The 19,450-nt window shown below is 47.3% G+C and carries 18 protein-coding genes; 14 read left to right on the plus strand and 4 right to left on the minus strand.

Annotated elements, in window-relative coordinates; translation table 11 throughout:
* Window positions 1-388 precede the first annotated feature (388 nt).
* Window positions 389-1,381, plus strand: a complete 993-nt coding sequence (gene trpS, locus ACUTVW_RS18540; protein ID WP_445647137.1) for a tryptophan--tRNA ligase — start codon at window positions 389-391, stop codon at window positions 1,379-1,381.
* Window positions 1,382-1,557: 176 nt separating this feature from the next.
* Here trpS and ACUTVW_RS18545 read toward each other — a convergent pair whose 3' ends face one another.
* Complete coding sequence (locus ACUTVW_RS18545; protein ID WP_445647138.1) at window positions 1,558-1,755, minus strand: hypothetical protein; 198 nt, start codon at window positions 1,753-1,755, stop codon at window positions 1,558-1,560.
* 119 nt (window positions 1,756-1,874) lie between these two features.
* On the opposite strand from ACUTVW_RS18545, the gene ACUTVW_RS18550 reads away from it, so the two are divergent.
* Complete coding sequence (locus ACUTVW_RS18550) at window positions 1,875-2,096, plus strand: alpha/beta-type small acid-soluble spore protein (RefSeq protein ID WP_056702318.1); 222 nt, start codon at window positions 1,875-1,877, stop codon at window positions 2,094-2,096.
* A 101-nt stretch (window positions 2,097-2,197) separates the two neighbouring features.
* On the opposite strand, the gene ACUTVW_RS18555 is transcribed toward ACUTVW_RS18550, so the two are convergent.
* Complete coding sequence (locus tag ACUTVW_RS18555; protein WP_445647139.1) at window positions 2,198-3,178, minus strand: metal-dependent hydrolase; 981 nt, start codon at window positions 3,176-3,178, stop codon at window positions 2,198-2,200.
* 465 nt (window positions 3,179-3,643) lie between these two features.
* Here ACUTVW_RS18555 and ACUTVW_RS18560 point away from each other — a divergent pair, with 465 nt between their 5' ends.
* Complete coding sequence (locus ACUTVW_RS18560; RefSeq protein WP_445647140.1) at window positions 3,644-4,261, plus strand: SCO family protein; 618 nt, start codon at window positions 3,644-3,646, stop codon at window positions 4,259-4,261.
* Window positions 4,262-4,321: 60 nt separating this feature from the next.
* Here the strand turns inward: ACUTVW_RS18560 and ACUTVW_RS18565 are convergent, their stop codons facing one another.
* Together ACUTVW_RS18565 and ACUTVW_RS18570 are read right to left on the minus strand one after the other, a co-directional pair.
* Window positions 4,322-4,669, minus strand: a complete 348-nt coding sequence (locus tag ACUTVW_RS18565; protein ID WP_434749509.1) for a toprim domain-containing protein — start codon at window positions 4,667-4,669, stop codon at window positions 4,322-4,324.
* 115 nt (window positions 4,670-4,784) lie between these two features.
* A complete protein-coding gene (locus ACUTVW_RS18570) occupies window positions 4,785-5,996 on the minus strand; it encodes an MFS transporter (RefSeq protein WP_445647141.1) in 1,212 nt (403 codons plus the stop codon).
* A gap of 214 nt (window positions 5,997-6,210) precedes the next feature.
* On the opposite strand from ACUTVW_RS18570, the gene ACUTVW_RS18575 reads away from it, so the two are divergent.
* The 11 genes from ACUTVW_RS18575 to ACUTVW_RS18625 all read left to right on the plus strand — a co-directional run bounded on the left by ACUTVW_RS18575 (window position 6,211) and on the right by ACUTVW_RS18625 (window position 19,367).
* On the plus strand, window positions 6,211-6,666 hold the full coding sequence (locus ACUTVW_RS18575) for an ATPase (RefSeq protein WP_445647142.1): 456 nt from the start codon (window positions 6,211-6,213) through the stop codon (window positions 6,664-6,666).
* Window positions 6,667-6,687: 21 nt separating this feature from the next.
* Window positions 6,688-7,833 carry a transglutaminase domain-containing protein gene (locus ACUTVW_RS18580; protein ID WP_445647143.1) on the plus strand — a complete coding sequence of 382 codons (1,146 nt, stop codon included), beginning with the start codon at window positions 6,688-6,690 and terminating at the stop codon, window positions 7,831-7,833.
* A 104-nt stretch (window positions 7,834-7,937) separates the two neighbouring features.
* Window positions 7,938-9,968: a peptidoglycan D,D-transpeptidase FtsI family protein gene (locus ACUTVW_RS18585; RefSeq protein ID WP_445647144.1), complete on the plus strand. Its 2,031-nt coding sequence runs from the start codon at window positions 7,938-7,940 to the stop codon at window positions 9,966-9,968.
* 265 nt (window positions 9,969-10,233) lie between these two features.
* Entirely contained in the window at window positions 10,234-12,219 is a 1,986-nt protein-coding gene (locus ACUTVW_RS18590) for a peptidoglycan D,D-transpeptidase FtsI family protein (RefSeq protein ID WP_445647145.1), read from the plus strand.
* A 279-nt stretch (window positions 12,220-12,498) separates the two neighbouring features.
* Window positions 12,499-13,434, plus strand: a complete 936-nt coding sequence (locus ACUTVW_RS18595) for a metal ABC transporter solute-binding protein, Zn/Mn family (RefSeq protein WP_445647203.1) — start codon at window positions 12,499-12,501, stop codon at window positions 13,432-13,434.
* Window positions 13,435-13,465: 31 nt separating this feature from the next.
* Window positions 13,466-14,290 (plus strand): metal ABC transporter ATP-binding protein, encoded by an 825-nt coding sequence (locus ACUTVW_RS18600; protein ID WP_445647146.1) that lies wholly within the window; start codon window positions 13,466-13,468, stop codon window positions 14,288-14,290.
* Between the two features lie 3 nt (window positions 14,291-14,293).
* The gene (locus tag ACUTVW_RS18605) at window positions 14,294-15,253 is read left to right on the plus strand and encodes a metal ABC transporter permease (RefSeq protein ID WP_445647147.1); all 960 of its coding nucleotides are present in this window, start codon (window positions 14,294-14,296) and stop codon (window positions 15,251-15,253) included.
* A complete protein-coding gene (locus ACUTVW_RS18610; RefSeq protein ID WP_445647148.1) occupies window positions 15,254-16,126 on the plus strand; it encodes a metal ABC transporter permease in 873 nt (290 codons plus the stop codon).
* 306 nt (window positions 16,127-16,432) lie between these two features.
* Complete coding sequence (locus tag ACUTVW_RS18615; RefSeq protein ID WP_445647149.1) at window positions 16,433-17,182, plus strand: Cof-type HAD-IIB family hydrolase; 750 nt, start codon at window positions 16,433-16,435, stop codon at window positions 17,180-17,182.
* Window positions 17,183-17,236: 54 nt separating this feature from the next.
* Window positions 17,237-17,677 (plus strand): DUF456 domain-containing protein, encoded by a 441-nt coding sequence (locus tag ACUTVW_RS18620; RefSeq protein ID WP_145336354.1) that lies wholly within the window; start codon window positions 17,237-17,239, stop codon window positions 17,675-17,677.
* 61 nt (window positions 17,678-17,738) lie between these two features.
* A complete protein-coding gene (locus ACUTVW_RS18625) occupies window positions 17,739-19,367 on the plus strand; it encodes a putative polysaccharide biosynthesis protein (RefSeq protein WP_445647150.1) in 1,629 nt (542 codons plus the stop codon).
* Window positions 19,368-19,450 lie beyond the last annotated feature (83 nt).

The following is a 19,450-nucleotide window of genomic DNA, read 5'->3' on the forward strand; positions in this document are numbered from 1 at the left end:
AGTCTTTTTAAAGAATTGAATGATATTAAAGCGATGACGGGGACAAGTAAGCGAGGAGTATTCTCTTCAGAAAGCCAGTGGGTTGATGTGAACTGGTGTGAACTCTTTTTTGAATGGACCCTTGAGTGTATAGCTGAACAGATCATACCTGTGCAGGGTGATCTCACTAGGATATGCCGGTTATTCCACGTTACGGAACAATGAAGGCTTCTTCTTTTCTGCTTTATTCCTGTATGTCAGGTCAGCGGAGAGGAGAGCGAATAAGGGTGGCACCACGGTCTCACGTCCCTTGCGGACGTGGGGCTTTTTTGTGTCCGCAGAGCGAAGTTGTTTGGAGTGGTAAGTGAAGAATCAGAGGATCAAGATGAATCAGGGAGGCGTTTAGAGTATGAAAACAGTATTATCAGGAATTCAGCCAAGCGGTAAGCTTACATTGGGCAACTACATCGGAGCGATTAAAAATTTTGTGAAGTTGCAGCATGATTACAAGTGTCATTTTATGGTTGTGGATCTCCATGCCATCACGGTATCACAAGAACCGGCGGCACTGCGTGAGCAGTCCGAGGCGGTAGCAGCATTGTTTATCGCGGCGGGAATCGATCCGAGTAAATCAAATGTATTTCTGCAATCTCATGTACCGCAGCACGCGGAACTCGGCTGGTTGATGACAACGCTAACCTCGATGGGTGAGCTGGAACGAATGACTCAGTTCAAAGACAAATCATCCGGTAAAGATTCTGTAGGCGCAGGTTTGTTCGTATATCCATCTCTGATGGCTGCAGATATTTTGTTGTATAATGCGGATCTTGTACCTGTTGGGGAAGATCAGAAGCAGCATCTGGAGCTGACTCGTGACCTGGCAGGGCGCTTTAACCATCGGTACGGAGAATATTTCACCATTCCTGAACCTTATATTCCACAGGTGGGTGCTCGTGTTATGTCACTGGATGATGCCTCCTCGAAGATGAGTAAAAGTAATCCCAACGCCGGAAGTTATATCGCTCTGTTAGATCCGCCCGATGTGATTCGCAAAAAAATAAGTCGTGCTACGACAGATTCCGGTCGTGAAGTTGTCTACGATCCGGCCAATAAACCGGAAGTCAGCAATCTGATGAGTATCTATGCGGAATGTGCGGGTATGACATTGAACGAGGTTGCAGAGCGTTATGAAGGCAAAATGTATGGTCCATTCAAGAAGGAACTCGCCGAAGTGGTTGTATCTGTAATTGAACCGCTGCAAGCAAGATACAATGAAATTCGTGAATCGGGTGAGCTTGCAGATGTATTGGAAACTTCAGCACTTCGTGCCGAAGAGGCTGCTGCGAAGACACTGGATGCAGTGAAAGAAAGGATGGGCTTTGTTCCCAGACGCAAATTATAATCCGTTTAGGACGGGTTAAGCAGTTTTTTTAACCTAATTTTTTTAACCTAATACGATTGTGAATCGTTCTTCATGAAAAGCAGGAATTATATAGGATGGAAAAAAAGAAGAGACGGATGAAGCATCCGTCTCTTCTTTTTGAATTCATTCTGTTAACTAATGGTGCGGAACCTCGCTTAGGTTGTTGATTCGGAAGCCGAGCGGTTTTCCCGACGTTCTTTTTTAGCACGAATGATAAATCCCCAAACGACATTAGCCATGGACAAGATAAACAGTAGGGCGGCAAGCCAGCCATTGTAAGAAATCGTAATCGCTGTAACCGTTAACAACACAATTGAAGAGAATGCAAACCATAAGGATAAGCCTTTGCTCATTGGATAAAACCTCCATCTACAAATTTAATGAATTCTCGTATAACCTGAAGCGTACGAGCCATAATAATCTTGCAAGCTTGCAATACATTACAGACACAGATTGAAAGGAGATTTTAAATATGGCTCAAGGATCTCGCTCTTCTAACAACTTGGTGGTACCTCAAGCAACAGCAGCCCTGCAACAATTGAAAATGGAGGCTGCACAAGAACTGGGTGTAACCATTCCACAAGACGGATACTACGGGAACTACACTTCCCGTGAGACAGGATCTTTGGGTGGATATATCACCAAACGTCTGGTACAAATCGCTGAGCAGTCTCTGGCTGGGTCTGGCAAATAATTTATATACCAAAGCATGAAGAGCCCGGAGCGGAAAACGCCCCGGGCTTTTCCCGCGCAATCATTCCTATATCTGATTGTGCCCTGCAATCCATAGCTGCGTCAAGGGCGAGCGGATAAAAGTTTTTTATCCATTTTCTCATCGCTCAACCAGCCGACATACGTATCAATCGTCTCAAAGTTTCGATCCATAATCACGACGGCGACAAATGGATACTGTTTCCGGTGTCGATACCGCACATCCGCCCAGCGAACCTTATAGCCGGCAGGAAGCTCCTCTACCTCGGCCACAGCATATGAAGTGAAGTAGAGAAATGCGCTGACTTCCGGTGCTTTGCGTGAAGCGACAACAGCTGCATGCGTGGATGAAGCGGCATGAAGACTCCAGGTCAGCTCAGACCCATCGATTTTACCAAGCTCATAACTTCCGTCTTTATTCGTTTTGACAACATGCCAGCGGCTCCAGGAAATGGTTGGAATGACGATGTATTTGGCTGGTTCCGGGCTGTTATCCATACGTCTCACCTTTCGAACCACCAGCGCGCGAGCAATGGTACGCCATATATAATATATTCCAGTCAGGATATACAGCGTAGTGAAGAGTGGAGCAGGTGCGATGAGGTCAAACGCCCATAACAGGATTGCAATAACATGAGTTGTAAACAGAAACGGGTCGAAAATATGAATGATGTTCCAGGCAATCCAGCGTTCTGTAAAAGGACGGGCAGCCTGAGTTCCATACGTATTGAACAAGTCGGTGAATACATGTACGCCTACAGCTACGGCAGTCCAGAGGGCTACGTGCCCGAGCGAAACTCCCGAAAAAATCAATCCGATCACACCCGTAAGCAGCAGTACCCATAACAACAGAAACGGCAGCGAGTGGGACAATCCCCGATGATTTCGAATATAGAGCGAATTACTTTTAAAACGCAGAGCAGTATCAATATCTGGCGCCTGAGAGCCAGCGATCGTACCAACCATAACAGCGGCTGCGAGCATCGGATCGGCTGCAACGACAGGATCAACATAGGCGAGACCCGCCAGACCAATGCCCATGACAAAATGTGTAGAGGTATCCATAAAACGTCTCCTTTATAAGGTGTATCGTCTTCAAAACATTAAACTTCTCTATCTAGGTGATACCCATATCTAGTGTATATTATCCGCCAGCAAGGATGCAAAACATGCCGAGCTCTGGGAACAATCTGTCCAATTCCCAACAAATGTACGAACATTGTCAAACAATTCCCCCGGTTCCTGTGATAAAATTTATATCGGAAGCAGAGTAAAGGGATTAAACATGTAGCCATAAGGCTTTTTTTGGAACATCATACTCTTAATAAAATCCGAGGTATGTACGGCAACGAAGGCACTATGTTATACATATGTATCACTGAACCGAGGCGATAACGCAAAGTTGAAGGCAACACATTCAATAATTCCGTTGCGCTTGAAGGCACAAGGTGTGCAGCTGAACAGAGGCTTATACGTGGTTAAGTATGTATGCGTATTCACCAGTATAACGTTGAGGGGATGGGAAAAGGGATGCAGGTCATCAAGAAATATAAATGGACATGGGTATTGCTTGGCATTGCTTTGATTATGGCGGTTTACTTAATGTGGAACACGGCATTTGCCAGCAAGGAGAAATTACCCGAGATTCGTGAGATCCAATCGTTTTCTATGGAAAATGTGGATGGACGTACCGTTTCACTGGCGGATACGCAAGGCAAAGTGCGATTGTTTTACTTTTATTTTACCAGCTGTCCTGATGTTTGCCCGATTACGACCTTTACTCTATCTCAGGTGCAGGACTTGTTGAAAGAGGACGGCACATTTGGGGACAAGGCGTCCTTTGTATCGATTTCTTTTGACCCCAAAGTGGATACGAAGGAGAAGATCAAAACGTTTGCCGACCGCTTCCATGCGGATTATTCCGGCTGGTATTTCCTGCGAGGAGATATGGATAAAACGAAACAATTCGCCAAAGAATCTTTTCAAATTCTGATTGAAGGCGAGAACAAAGATGATTTTGCTCATATGAATATGATTGGTCTGGTGGATGAGAATAACCAGTTGCGCAAAGTATATAATGCTTTTAATACAGAAGATGTGAAGCCGGAAGCCATCGCCGAGGACATTCGCAGACTGATTAAAGAATAGCGGTAAATGAAAGGCTGTCTCCGGTTAATTAACCAGAAACAGCCTTTTTTTAGTTGCTTTTTAATACGAATTTTGGTCGGGATACTGGATATACTCCTCTAACCCGGCCTTCTCCAATTGGGCTATAATGTATTCGTCAGGCGTGCCTTCGACCCCTGCATACCCGCGTCTGGTATACATTTGTACCGCATCCGGGAAAGTGTCACGCAGTACACCTCTTATTTTTTTACCTGAGCTGTCATTGTCCATGAATAAATAAACTTCATCATACCCCACTTTTTTGCGCAGTGACTCCAGTTTGAGGGAGTTCAGTGTTCCAAATGTACACAAAATATTGATCTCTGGACCAACCAAACGTTTGAGTTTACTACGATCATTCTTACCTTCGACGATGACATGAATAGGCATCTTGTTCACCCCTGATTCGAGAGCTGGTGTCGACATTCCCCGGGAAATGTTACAGCGAAAATCGACTGAATGTACTTATAGTGTATCTGGAAATGGGGGAATGATGCAAAGTTTGTTACCCGAGAACGCTTTTGGCATCGGAAGATGAGAGGGATGCAGTCGGTCTGGTCGTATAGTATGGGAGCAACAGGATACCAACCATTAGTATGATAAAGGCAATAAAGTAAGGAGATACGCCAAGCCTTAGTTGTCCCGCTGTAATCGGACCGATGAACGAGCCAATAGAGATTGCAATCGACTGCAATGAGAAAATGCGTCCAAGCTTGCTGCCGCCGCTTAAATGGATAAAAAGGGTGGCCATGGCAGGGAAAATAATACCTTTGGACATCCCAAGCACAAATAATACGACGGATAATGAAATTTGCGGTATGGCTGCCATAACAAAAAAACTGAGGGACATCAGCAGCACCCCGGCAACTAAACGCAGTTTGGCTGAGTAACGGTTAAGGAACAGCATGCTGAGTGTGAACAGTGCACCGATGCTAATGATAGAGAATAGTAAACCCGTTGACATCATAGATGAGTGCCCGCCTCCCCGGAGAGGCAGTTCAAAGAACAGAATACCCTGAGCACAGGCGATAACCAGCGGCAAAATAAAATAACGCCAAGACACGGGCAGAAACGCTTTGGCCGACTCGGGCGGCGTATGACTGGCGTTAGCGGAGCCAGAAGTCGCGGAAGCAGGCTTCGCGGGTTCCGTCAATGGCTGCGGCTGTCGAACAAGGCCACGCGGCATTGTTAACAATGCGATGACACCTGTCAGGATCAGCAGATAACCGAGACTGGAGAAGGTGGCGGAAAAGCCCATGGTGCCGACGATAACCGCACCTGCGGCTGGTGACACCACGGAGGCCAGCGTATGAACAACACCATGACCCGACATGTATTTGCCCTGTTTCACCGGATCACTGGAGAGCTGTGCGAGAAGCGCCAGACATGCGGGAGACAGAAACGCCAATACAAATCCACTGATGGAGCGCAGCGCAAGCAGCTGCCAAGGGGTGTGAACATGAGCCTGAAAGAGCAGGATGATACCTGCACCTATCAGACTGAACACAATATATCGACGGCTGCCGTGTTTATCGATCTGTGTTCCGGCAATCAAGTTGCCAGGCAGATGGGTTAAGGAATAAATGCCCATCATCCAGCCGATGAAGGTGGGAGCTGCACCGAGCGATATGGCAAAAGGCGTAAGAATGGGATACTGTGCATGCAGATCGAACACCGCTAGAAACAAAAACAGGTATAGCCAGATGGCCGTTTTCACTAGAGCCCCTCCTTGTTAGGCGATGCCTGTTCTTTCACAGGTCTTGAACGTGTCTACGTTCGTTGAACGAATCCTCATGGTACTACTTGTACGCCCCGCAGGACGAACTTAGACCGTTTATTTTTGACGGAGGGGGCTAAGCTGACAGCAGGTTCGGAAATCATGTATAATATTCGGGAAGTCATAAATGAACTCTAATACGGAAGGTGTAATCATGAACATAGAAGTAATTAAAGAGTTTGTCATGCAGAACTGGCTGGTGATCGTTGTTGCGCTGATCATTTTGTTCTTTGTTCTCAATGTAGTCAAAACGATGTTAAAATGGGCGATTGCTATTATCATTATTGCGGCTCTGTTGATATACAGCGGCATCTCCATTGAACAGATCAAACAGACCGTCACGGACGTTCAATCGAGCACGATGGACACACTCAAGAAAGAGGCAACAAGCATTATGCTGGAGGAAGCTTCCAAGGCCACCTATAGAGCTGGACAGAATGGTGAATTTACGATTACCAGTCCTAACGTCGAGATTAAGGGGAGCACGAAGTCGGATAAAGTCGATGTCATATTCCGCGGCATTTCTGTTGGTGAATGGAAGCTGAGCAACGATACGATCCAAACCTTTGTCGAACAGGCACAAAAAAACAAAACAGCACCTGCTTCGTAGTTATAAAGGAGGAATGAAGACGTGCTGCAAACTTGGCTGGACAGCCTGAAGGAGTTTAACGGGATTACGATTCTACTGCTGCTGATCGTAGCGGCTTCCTTATTACAGGGATGGGCCAGAGGGGCTTCACGTTCTGCGGGGAGACTCTTTGGTTTCCTGATGGATGGTATTATGGCGGTCATTGGTATTTTGTTATCCATCGGTTTAACGTTATGGCTCGCGCCATATGTACAGCAATGGTTGTCTGTACATGCCGGGTCTATGCCTAATCGTGAGTTAAGCCGGTGGGAGCAGTTGTATTATACGCTGGTTACAGCGATTGCGGATTTTCCGCTCATGCGGTTCGCCGTATTATTTGTACTAAGTTATGGCATAATTCGTATGATTCTTGGATTTGTATCATCCTTCATTTTCAGCAGAAGACACGCAAGACATGAACAGGCTGAACCTAAAGGCATCATGAGTCGTCTTACAGGTGCCGTGATTGGAACCGTTATTGGTTCAGTACGCGGAATGATTGTGATTGCGGTATTATTTATGATCGTCAGTCTCTATCCGGGCAGCATGTTTAGCCGTTATGTAGAGGCTTCCCCAATCTATATGCAAGGTGCTAAATCAGTTATCGAGCCGTTGTCGGGTACCTTTATTAAGGACAAGCTTCCTGTATTTACACAGGCCGTGCAGAAGGAACTTGGAGGTATTCTGCAGCGGAAATATGAAGTAATTGATCACAATATCCCTGCAGATATTGAGCAAGCTGCGAAGGAGATTGTCAAAGGGCAGTCCACGGATGAAGCGAAAGCAAGGGCCTTGTATAACTGGGTCGGCACCCGGGTTCAATACGATTATGGGAAAGTCGATGATTACGAGCAGAAGGGGATATGGCATGAACAGAACCCGCAGAACACATTTGATACACGCAAAGGGGTATGTATAGATTATGCCCGTCTCTATGCGGTAATGGCTCGTTCCCAAGGGCTTGATGTCAAGGTTGTTACAGGTCTGGGATACAACGGTCAGGGAGGTTACGGCCCTCATGCGTGGAATGAAGTGTATTTAAGTGATTCCCAAAGCTGGGTTCCGCTTGATCCAACGTGGGCTGTCAGTGGAGACTGGTTTAATCCGCCCAATTTTGCCGACACCCATCTGAAAGACCAGTCAGCCTGATATTGTACCGGACAAGGTTCGAAATAGGATGACGTTGCCAGGTCATTATGCCGGAAATAGATGTTTTCTGCGGTATGCATCAAGTCATGAAAGAGGTAGGATGAATGAAAAAACATTCCCATGAGAAGGATGAAATTGCGGACAAACGGCGCTTTAGCTACCGGATGAACGTATTTTTCTTCGCTTCCTTTGTTATTTTTAGTGTTATTATTGTGCGTTTGGCTTATTTACAGTTCGTTGAGGGCCCTGAGCTGAGTCAGGAAGAAGCGAGTAACATTACGAAGGATGTGCCGCTTGCAACCGTTAGAGGTACCATCTATGACTCTACGGGCACGGTGAAGCTGGCGTATTCCAAGCCGATTCAATCACTGTATCTCACATTGTACAAAAACTATGGGGATGTGAACGGTCAGCCGAATCCGAACATTGGCGAAGCTCAGGAGACGGCTCAGCGTTTGCATGATGTCTTTGAACAATATAAAGCCAAAGACTCTGAATCGTTAACGGTGGAGAAAATTATGGAGGAAATGGATCTGAATTCACGTAAGTCGAATGGTTTCATGCCACGTCTGATCAAAAGTGATCTGTCCGAAGGAGAAGTTGCCTACTTCCTCCAGCACAAGGATGAATTCAAGGGCATGCAAATCGTAGAGGAAAGTGTGCGTTATTACGATCCGGATACGGTTGCTGTACAGTCCATTGGATATTTGAAGAAATTCAAAAGCTCCAAAGCATTGAACAAGTATAAAGAAGTGGATGAGGCGAATAAATCACAGATGGATCCGGGCTTGATCTACACGGAGAATGAGTTTGTCGGATTTGACGGTCTTGAACTACAGTATCAGGATAAGCTGCGAGGCAAAAGTGGTTATACGTCGGTTGATGTGAACTTACGGAACTTACCTGAGGGTGTAGCGGGTACAACGCCGCCACAAAAAGGTTACGACCTGATCTCCAGTATCAACAAAAACGTACAGGTGAAAACGGAGCAGGCGATTATGGATCAGCTGAGCTGGCTACATCGTAATCCGGTATCCGGTAAATTACATCCGAATGCAAAAACCGGATTTGCCGTAGCGATGGAAGTGGACACGGGCAAAGTTGTAGCTGCAGCCAGTATGCCTGACTACGACACCAATGTGTGGAGAACGGGCAGCATAAGCAATGAAGAGTACGATAAAATCAAATATATTTACCAGAACGGTACAATCCGAGGCTTCCTGCCAGGTGAATCCAAGAAAAGGGCTGAATCTGTCGTATTGCTCGGCTCAACGATTAAGCCACTGAGTGTATTGATTGGTTTGAAGGAAGGTTTCTTCACCACTAATTCGGTGTATATCGACCGAGGTTCAACGACATTTGGCGGAGATAACCGCCGCGTACAGAACTCATCCGGACACGTTTACGGCGCGATGTATCCTCGTGATGCCATTCGTCATTCCTCCAACGTATTTATGATTGACGAGGTTGGTAAGAAGCTGTACTCGCGATATGGTGCTAAGGGCGTTGAAAAATGGGATCAGTATATGGAGCAGTTTGGTCTTGGTATAAAAACAGGAGTGGACTTGCCGAATGAATATGCAGGATATAAAGAGTATATCAAAAGTGAAGAAAGCTCCTTGACCAAACTGGCCTATGCTTCTTTTGGACAACAAGGAAAATATACAACGATGCAGCTCGCGCAGTATACCGTGATGCTTGCGAATAAAGGAAAGCGCATGGAACCGCAGCTTGTTAAAGAGTTCCGGGATTCGGAAGGCAATGTGGTGGAGAAGGTAAAACCGAAGGTGCTCAGCACAGCAGACTTCAGTGATGCATACTGGAATGAGGTACAGCGTGGTATGGCTACGGAGGTTTCGTCCTTTGGCGGTTTCCCTTATGATTTTGCCAGAAAAACAGGTACGTCAACACAGAATATTGGAGGGAAACTGGTGGATAACGGGGTATTTATCGCTTATGCACCTCGTAACAATCCAAAGCTGGCTGTTGCTGTGATGATCCCTGAAGGGGGCTTTGGTTCCAACAGTGCCGCTCCGGTTGCACGCGCGATTTTTGATGCTTACGATCAAGAGTTTGGTTTAGATGGTATTCCAAAAAAGGATAAAAATAAAGAAACAGAAACGAGTACGCAGTAATGCAGTGATGGAGATCGTCCACGCAATAAACAAAAAGGCCCCCGGAATGGCCCGGGGGCCTTTTGTTGTTTTTTATGGAACCCAATCCTTCGTCTTACGTTATATAGAGGGAAGAGTGCTAGCCGAGAGTTAGAGTAATGCAACGCTGGTTTATGTATGAAAGGATCATATTACTAAAATGTAACCAAAAATAGAAAGACGTTACAGTCACCTTTTGTTAAAATTAAGAGGTGAGAGTTTGTTAACGCACGCAGGGGGGCCGCATATGTTTAAACGTCTCAGGAATAAACCGCCGAATGAAGACGAGAGAGCGGTAAATACAGCTTCCAGCGCCAGGCTGAATATATTTTTTTTCGTGGCTTTTGTTATATTCAGCATTCTGATCTTTCGGCTGGCATTTATTCAGTTTGTCGAAGGGCCTGAACTGACATATATGGAATCGACACGCAATACGAAAGAAATTCCGCTTGCTCCTGTACGCGGACCGATCTATGATGCGACGGGGAAAGTGGCGCTTGCTTATTCGGAGCCAGTACAGTCGCTCTATGTACTGCTGTATGAGGATTATCGCAATGATGACCGCAGGCAGGAAGCGGAGAATCTGGCTCGTGAACTGGCAGATATTTTCAAGCGATTCAATCCGGGAGACGAGAATCAACCGGACACAGAGGAAATCATCAAACGACTGGATCTGGATCATCAGAAAACATTCGGTTATGTTCCTAGACTGGTCAAGTCAGATTTGACGACCCAGGAAATTGCATTTTTTTTGGAGAAAAAAACGGAGTATCCCGGCGTGATGGTGCTGGAAGAGAATGTACGAAGATATGACCCCGACCGGGTCGCTGTGCAGGTTATTGGATATACACGAGAATTTAAGGGAGCAGGTGCATTAAGGCAATACAAAACGATTATAGAGCAATCGGCTTCTCAACGTGATCCAGGATTAGTGTATTCACAGGATGAGAGAGTTGGATTCGATGGTCTGGAACTGCAATATCAGCAGGAGCTTCGAGGACGAAGCGCATATCAATCGATTGATATTGACTCTCGCAATTTGCCTACGGGCGCGATGGAGTTGACCCCGCCAGAGAAAGGTTATAGTCTAATCTCCACCATTAACAAGGAGGTTCAACTTGCGGCACAACAGGCTATTACGGATGAATTACGAAAGCTGCCGAAGGCTATTACGGGCTACGCCGTAGCTATGGAAGTGGACACAGGCAATGTGGTAGCTATGGCAAGTATGCCAGACTATGATCCGAATGACTGGGATTATGACAAAATCAAATTTGTATTCCGTAACGGAACGACAGAGTCTTTTCCACCTAACGATAATAAGCCAAGTCGCGCAGAGTCCGTTGTTCTTCTTGGGTCGGTCATTAAACCGCTGAGTGTTCTCATCGGTCTGAAAGAGGGACTGTTCACTGCGGGGAGTACTTATCATGATAAAGGTTATGCTGTACTCGGCAAGGATGGAAGACAAGTGAAGAACTCACATTCGGCCTACAACGGTAATATTACCGCACGGAGAGCGATTGAAAAGTCGTCTAATGCTTTTATGATTGATATGGTGGGCAAGCGTTTGCTGAATAATTATGGTGCCACAAAAGCCCTTGATAAGTGGGACGGATACATGAAGGATTTTGGTTTAGGTGTCTCGACAGGCATTGATCTGCCCAAAGAGTTCCTTGGTCAGTTGGAGTATAAAGCAGACAATAATGAATCTGCACTGACACGTCTTGCGTTTGCGTCATTTGGTCAGCAAGCCAAATATACGACGATGCAACTTGCCCAGTACACAACCATGCTGGCGAACAAAGGTAAACGGATGGAGCCACATCTCGTGAAGGAAATCCGGGACGCAGAGGGCAATGTGGTGAAGGAATTCAAGCCAAAGGTGCTTAATGAAGTGCAGTTCGCCGATGCACACTGGAACGAAGTGCATAAGGGTATGGTCACCAAGGTGAGTGCCTTTGACGGGTTCCCTTATGATTTTGCCAGAAAGACAGGAACATCCGAGCAAGGGACCGGGCCGAATAAAAAGGAGAACGGTGTCTTTATCGCCTTTGCCCCGCGGGATAATCCAAAGCTGGCTGTAGCGGTCGTCGTGCCTGAAGGTGGGTTTGGATCGGTGAGTGCTTCGCCTATCGCACGCAAGATTTTTGATGCATATGATGAAGTGTATGGCCTGAACGGCATCCCAAAGGGTAAGAAGGATCAGGAGCAAAGTAAATTATCGGATCGCTAAACATGAACAAACGAAGAGCGAACGACGAACGTACAATGGCGCGCTCATAAAAAAATAGTTGATGAACTGCATTAAATTAAACTGCATTAAATAAACTTCATAAACTTTTGGACAGGCGAGGGAAAATATCCCTTGCCTTTTGTTTTTTCATCGGCTAAAATTTGCACAAGGGAAACATTATTAGACATGTTTAAAATTAGATACCTTGTACAACTTAATTAGTTATGGACAAATATTTTAGTGGAGGGAAAGGGGAGGCCGGAATTGTTAAAAGTCAAGATGAGGAGTATCCAGCGCGGAGTCATTACGCTGGCATGTATTGTTCTGATTATCGTGCTCACGGCTTGTGCTAACACACCGGGAACAGACGCCAGCGGCAAAGTGCAGGTCACGGCAACAACGGGCATGATCGCTGATATAACACGTGAGGTGGGCGGTGCCTATGTTGAGGTTACGGGATTGATGGGACCGGGGGTAGACCCGCATTTGTATAAAGCATCGCAAGGGGATATTCGCAAACTGGAGCAAGCCAAAGTGATCTTCTATAACGGACTGCATCTGGAAGGCAAAATGACAAATATTCTGGAGAAAATGTCCAAAAGTAAACTTGTCACCGCAGTTGCCGAAAAAATTCCTGTGAAGGAGTTGCATTCCGGTCAAGCGACAGGTGGGACGGAGTATGATCCACATGTGTGGTTTAATGTAAAACACTGGATGATTGCCACCGAAGCTGTTCGTGACACATTGATTGAAGCAGATCCTGATCATACGGAGCAGTATAAGGCACAGGCGGGAGATTATCTGCAGAAGCTGGAAGCATTAGATAAGGAAGTGCGTGAGAAAATCGGACAGATTCCTGAAGCGAGCCGTGTACTGGTTACAGCACATGATGCTTTTGGTTATTTTGGTCAAGCCTATGGGATTAAAGTGATGGGGCTTCAAGGCATCAGTACCGCAGCGGAATACGGAGCCAAAGATGTAAGTGGACTACGTGATTTTCTGGTAGAAAATCAGATCAAAGCGGTATTCATCGAATCAAGTGTACCTGCGAAAGCAATGGAAGCCATCATTGCCGGTGCAGCTGAGAAGGGTCATACCGTAAAAATCGGTGGCGAACTGTTCTCTGACGCTATGGGAGCCGAGGGAACCGAAGAGGGCACCTATATTGGAATGGTGCGGCACAATGTCGAAACCATCGCGGCTGCTTTGAAATAATAATGATCCAGAAGAGAGGAGAGCGACGATAATGAATGATATGAATGCAATACAACAACCAGTAGAGAAGGCAGCTAGTGATCTGATCGGACAAGGAACCAAGGTTACACTTTCACCTCTTCGTGTAAGCAATTTGGCAGTGGCTTATCACAAAAAGCCGGTGCTGAGCAATGTGTCTTTTGAGATACCTGAAGGACAGCTTGTCGGCATTCTTGGACCGAACGGTGCAGGCAAGTCTACGTTGATCAAAGCGGTTCTGGGGCTTGTGCCGAAAATGCACGGTGACGTAGAAATCTTTGGACGGTCTTATCGTGAAACACGCCGGCGTATTGGATATGTGCCGCAGAGGGAGTCTGTGGATTGGGATTTTCCGACCCATGCGTTAGACGTTGTCATGATGGGACGATACGGACATCTGGGCTGGTTCCGCCGTCCAGGGAAAAAAGAAAAGGATCTGGCCGCTCATTGTCTGGAACAGGTTGGCATGGGGGATTACATGTACCGACAGATTAGCCAGCTGTCCGGCGGACAGCAGCAGCGGGTATTTCTCGCCAGAGCACTGGTACAGGATGCAGATCTCTATTTCATGGATGAGCCGTTTGCAGGGGTGGACGCCACGACAGAGAAAGCGATCATTTCCTTATTAGAGCAGCTGAAAAAGCAGGGTAAAACGGTACTGGTCGTTCATCATGACCTAGCTACAGTGGAGGAATACTTCGATCATGTACTGCTGCTTAACGGACGCTTGGTTGCCGCTGGACCAACGAGTGAAGTATTTGTAGCGGAGACATTACAGGAGACCTACGGAGGCCGAATCGCGATGATCGGCAGCCGATCGGAGAAAGGTCAGGTGTAGTCCATGTGGAATTGGATGGTCTCTATTCTGTCAGATCCGAACACACGTTGGATATTGCTGGGCTGTCTGTTGCTTGGCTTCAGTAGCGGTATTATCGGATCATTTACCTTTCTTCGTCGTCAAAGTCTGATGGGAGATACACTTGCTCACGCGGCACTGCCGGGGATCTGTATTGCGTTTATGTTGACGGAAACCAAATCGATTGCATTGTTCTTGCTCGGTGCACTCGTTGCGGGCATTGTAGCAACTTTCGGGATTTCGTGGATCACCCGATTTTCCCGGATCAAGCAGGATACAGCAATGGGTATCGTGCTGACCGTATTTTTCGGGATCGGTGTGGTAATGTTGACACGTATTCAACATAGCGCCAGCGGAAGCCAAAGCGGACTTGACAAGTACCTGTTCGGGCAAGCGGCATCGATGGTGTTAACGGATGTGTATGTGATGGGCGGAGTATGCCTTGTACTATTGGTGGCCTGCCTGGTTTGGTTTAAAGAATTTAAGCTCGTGAGCTTTGACCCAGGCTTTGCAAGAGGTATGGGGTTGCCGGTTGGGTTATTGGAGCAGCTGATTCTATTGCTGACTGTCATTGCCGTAGTGGCCGGAATTCAGGCGGTCGGTGTGGTATTAGTTGCAGCACTGCTGGTGACCCCTGCAGCGGCGGCAAGATGCTGGACCGATTCGCTCGCTCTTATGGTGCTGCTGGCTGGATTGTTCGGTGCATTAAGTGGTGCAGCAGGAACGATCTTCAGCACGTTTGTTCCTAACCTGCCGACAGGACCGGTAACGGTGCTTGCGGCTACGGTGTTGTTTGCCGTATCTGTTCTGTTCGCACCGAGACGCGGGTTGCTCGCCCGCAAGCTGCGGAGTATGCAGGCGAAATCAACGTATATGCGTGAAGAGCAGGCTGCGTTGCAGATGTGTTCTACACAGACTCAAGCGCAGAAACGGGGGGAGATGTAGATGGCCACATTCTGGATTATTTTAACGGCAATATTAGTATCCTCTGCTTGTGCCATCCTCGGTTGTTTCCTGATTCTTCGCCGGATGGCCCTGGTGGGGGATGCGATTAGTCACGCTGTATTACCAGGAATTGCGATTGCATTTCTGTGGAGCGGTTCCAGAGACTCCCTGTGGATGCTCCTGGGTGCAACCGTATTCGGATTATTGACGGTATTCTTTATTCAGAGTCTGCAGGCGGGGGGGCTGTCTTCCGATGCTTCCATTGGCATCGTATTTACAGCACTCTTTGCCGTAGGGGTCATCCTGATTAGTCTGAACGCACAGCATATCGATCTGGATCTGGACTGTGTATTGTTCGGAGAGATTGCTTATGTGCAATGGGATACGTTAACTCTATGGGGGATGGATGTTGGACCACGAGCAGTGTGGATGCTGGGTATTACATTACTCGTCATTCTTGTGGTTGTTGGACTGTTCTACAAACAGTTCAAACTGTGTGCCTTCGACCCCGCTCTGGCTGCAGCTTGCGGCATACCGGTCGTTTTGTTCCATTATCTACTTATGGGTCTCGTATCCATGACATCGGTTGCTTCTTTTGAAAGTGTAGGTTCCATTCTCGTTGTGGGCATGTTGATTGTACCTGCGGCAGCGGCTTATCTGCTCACGGATCAGCTTGGCAAAATGATTCTGTACGCTGTCCTGATCGGTGCGGCTTCCTCTGTTGGTGGTTACCTGATGGCTTATGCTATGGATGCTTCTATTGCAGGATGTATGGTGGCTGTAGCTGGAATTTTGTTTGTACTTGCATTACTACTGTCACCAAAACATGGTATCGTGCTTCGTTATGTACGTCGTAAATATGCGGCACGATGAGCACTGGTGATTAAGGTTCAGGAGTGACATATCACTTTATGCATGACTTGTACCTTTAACTTGGACTTGCACAAATCAGTTGATTCAAGAGACCGTCTGCTTCGCAGGCGGTTTTTGGCGTTCGTGAATTTCAAATAAAAGCTGAAATACAGTGTCAAAGATTCGAATACGGGTTATTTTGTTGCATATGCATGATCTGTGGTAAAATGGCGTTAGTTGCGACGTCCGGGGCGTCCGCCATTGGCGGATACCGGGCGATCTTGTTGTTTAAGAGAAAGAGAGAAATACTGGAGGAGGATTTACAGCATGAGTGAACTGAAGTATAAACTGCTCGCCCTGGATATGGACGGCACATTGCTCAATGATAATCATGAAATTACACAGGATACGGCCAAGTGGATACAGATTGCGATCCGCCGCGGGGTGCATGTGTGCCTGTCTACAGGAAGAGCAGTATACCACGCTATGCCATATGCGGTGCAGCTTGGACTGGAAACACCAATGGTAACCGTCAACGGCAGTGAGGTCTGGAAAGCTCCACATGAGCTTCACATGCGTCATCTGATGGATCCGGATCTGATCCGTAAAATGCATGAGATCGGGGAGAAGTATAACAGCTGGTACTGGGCATACTCCGTGGAAGAACTGTATAACCGGGATCGTTGGACGGATAACATCGAAGGTTTGGAGTGGCTGAAATTCGGATTCACCACCGAGGACGATGCGATTCGTCATCAGATCATGATGGAACTACAAGAGATGGGCGGCCTGCAAATGACCAATTCCTCTCCTGTGAACATTGAAGTAAACCCGGAGAATGTATCCAAAGCTACTGGTGTAGCCGAAGTGTGCCAGCTGCTGGGTATCGAGATGACTGAGGTGGTCGCTGTAGGCGATAGTCTGAACGATCTCGCTGTGATTGAAGCGGTCGGTCTGGGTGTGGCAATGGGTAATGCACAGGAGCAGGTTAAGGAAGCGGCCGATTTAATTATTGGAAGCAACAATGAGGATGGCATTGCCCATCTGATTCGTGAACATATTTTGAAGGGGGAGTAAACGTTGCTCGCAACCGTTGGCTGGATTTTAATTGTACTGCTGTTTGCAGTAGGTATGGCAGGTACGGTGTATCCGATTCTGCCTGGTGCAATCGCGATTTTCTTCGCGTTTCTGGTCTACGGCTGGTTCTTCAGCTTTGATCCGTTTGGGGTCTGGTTCTGGATTATCCAGATTCTGATCGTGGTAGTGCTATTCGTGGCGGATTACGTGGTGAGTGCTTGGGGTGTCAAAAAGTTCGGCGGTTCCAAGCTATCAACAACGCTAAGTACCATTGGTGTGATCATTGGCCCGTTTGTGATTCCGGCCTTTGGACTTGTCCTGGGGCCATTCATCGGTGCATTTATCGGAGAGTTGATCGGCGGTTCATCGCCTTCCAAAGCATCCAAAGTTGGATTTGGCTCTGTTGTCGGGCTGTTTACCAGCACGGTGATGAAAATTATTTTGCAACTCGTAATGATTGTGTTATTCATTATTTGGGTGGTTCGATTCGCATAGGTGTCAGGAATAGCTTAGGGCCGGAGAGAGATCCGGTGTGGGGGAAAGAAGGGGAATTCGTTTGTCTAAGAAGGAAACATTCATTAAGGGTACGCTCATCCTGGCTGCTGCCGCACTGATTGCAAGGGTGCTTGGTCTGGTGCAGCGCGTGCCGCTTGAGCATATCCTCGGAGATATCGGTAACGCATCATTCACAATCTCCAACACGGTGTATTTAATGCTGTTAACTGTTGCAACGGCGGGTATACCGAGTACGCTGAGTAAAATGGTTTCGGAACGCTACGCGCTCGGGCGCGCGGGTGAAGCACAGCAGATATACCGTGCAGCCCTGATCTTCGCGGCGGTGGCCGGCGTGGTCATGTCTGTTCTGTTATGGCTCGCGGCACCGTTCTATGCTACCCATATTTCCAAAGTACCGGAATCGGTAAGTGCCATTCGGGCGCTGGCTCCGGCCTTGTTGCTTTTCCCGGCGATCGCGATGATGCGTGGTTATTTCCAGGGACGCGGTAATATGACGGCAGGCGGTATCTCGCAGATCGTAGAGCAGTTTGCACGCGTAGGTATAGCGATTCTGGTAGCCTATGTGATGTTACAATGGAACTACGATGATCAGACGATTGCAGCCGGGGCATCCTTCGGTGGTGTTTTTGGTAGTATCGGCGCCTTCTCCGTGATGTTGTATTTCACATTGAAGCAGCGCAAGACTGATCGCGCGGCACAGCTTCACTATGAGCGTGCGGAGCAGCTTCCGATGCGTGGTATATATACGGATATTTTCAAATTATCGATTCCGATCGTTTTATCTTCACTTGCTGTTCCGGCAATTAATTTTATCGATTCTTCCCTCGTTGTTCCGCTGCTTAGTGGACGGATCGGTCTGGGCGAAGCAACAGGCGTACTGGCGATTCTCGGTGCGAAAGCTCAAAGTATTGCGGGAATTCCGCCTATTCTGGCGATTGCCCTCAGTCAGTCCCTTGTGCCAGTTATTTCGGCAGCATTTGCCCGCAAGGATGAGTTGCATCTGAAAAATCAGGTTACCCTGGCAATGCGTATTTCCATCCTGACCGGGATGCCGATTGTGATTGCATTGTGTGCAGCGGCTTATTCGGTAAACGGATTGCTGTTCAGTAGTCTGGACGGAACGCCGATTATTACGCTGCTGACGTTCGGTACCATTTTCCAGATTACAATGATGACAACGAACTCCATTTTACTTGGGGTGGGAAAACCAAGAATTACGATGATCAGTGTAGCGGCAGGTATTATCGTGAAGTTGATTGCGAGTCTCATTTTGGCGCCGATCTTTGGCATATACGGGATTATCATTGCAACTGCGTTGTGTTTCCTGGTCATCACGTATCTGAACCTGCGTGTGTTGCGCAAAATTGTGGATTTCTCGATTATGGGAGATCGCTGGCTTGGATTTATTCTTACCGTGCTTCTGGCAGGAGCTGTCGGGTTTGCGACCAACTGGGCGGGGAATCAAATCTTCGGTGCATTCTTGCCTGCACGGGTGGCGTTCCTGTTAACCTGTATGGTCGTTGGGGTGCTGGTCGTTGTGGTATACCTCGTTCTGATGGTTGTGCTTCGTGTCTTGCGTAAGGACGAGCTGGGTAGTTATCCGCGAATTCTGCAAAAAATTCTTCGTCCACTTATGCGTCTGCAACGCGGTGCTGGACAACGGGGATAAGTTTAGGAAAAAAAAGCGCGGTCTGCTCTGGTGGCGGACGGCGCTTTTTTTTATTGTTATTGCATAAGGAGCTGGCTTCCGTG

Source organism: Paenibacillus sp. TSA_86.1 (genome assembly GCF_052691815.1).